This window comes from Paraburkholderia sp. XV, assembly GCF_020177535.1.
GTDB lineage: Bacteria > Pseudomonadota > Gammaproteobacteria > Burkholderiales > Burkholderiaceae > Paraburkholderia > Paraburkholderia caribensis.
Genome location: NZ_JAGUUD010000269.1, coordinates 1 through 845 on the forward strand (window position 1 = coordinate 1; position 845 = coordinate 845).

The window sequence follows — 845 nt, forward strand, 5'->3', positions numbered from 1 at the left end:
GGACGCAACGGGTGAGCAGATGCCCTCTGAGGCACTTGCCGATGTCGAGCGCAGCCACAAACAGGAGGCCGCCACCAGTCCCGAACTCGCGCACGCGTACATGGCCGAATCGATGATGGCATTTGCAGTGGAAATTGAACGGATCGTCGAATTTGCACTGATGCTGCTGGTCGGCAGCGTCATCTCCGCGCACTGGCGAGAACTGCTCGACTGGCATGCGATCTGGCCAGCGCTGTTCCTGCTGTTGGTCGCGCGGCCAATTGGAACTGCACTCTCGCTCTACGGATCGGCCTTCGACCGCCAGCAACGGATCCTGACGGCATGGATGGGCATTCGCGGAGTGGGCGCGTTCTACTACCTCCTGTTTGCTCTCGAGCACAGCCGCAGCGCCGTCCGTCCTCTCGCACCCGCGATTCTCGCGACCATCGTCATATCGGTGTTCGTGCATGGTTGCAGCGCGACGCCGGCGCTGAAGCGTTATATGCGCAGGTACCGGCGAGCGCCCTCACAAGACGCGAAACCCAGGCGCAAACGGACCGCGTCCGCTGGCTGGTAAGCGGGGTAAACCGCTCAAACGGCGTGCCTATGCGCGCCAGGCGACGGCTTGTTGTGGAACGCCCAATGCGACGTCATTCCTGCCTGCCATCTCTACAGGAGCTCATCGTGCCAGTCTTTCCCACCAACCCGCTCACCCCGCAAGACGCGCCCGCTCAGCAAAACCCGTCGGACGCGCGTCGACCCGGCCAACGAATCGAGGATGCCGCTGATCCCGTCGAGCGCGCGGATCGCCGCAGACTTCAATCGGACGACGGCGACGTGAGCGTCGCCCCCGATGGCACCGTCAC

The 845-nt window shown here is 63.7% G+C and carries 1 protein-coding gene and 1 pseudogene; both read left to right on the forward strand.

Annotated features, from left to right (window positions below):
• Positions 1-556: cation:proton antiporter (locus tag KFO72_RS41865; protein ID WP_225034559.1), on the forward strand; the 556-nt coding region annotated here is incomplete at its 5' end.
• A 107-nt stretch (positions 557-663) separates the two neighbouring features.
• A pseudogene (locus KFO72_RS41870) lies at positions 664-845 on the forward strand (hypothetical protein); the annotation flags it as partial.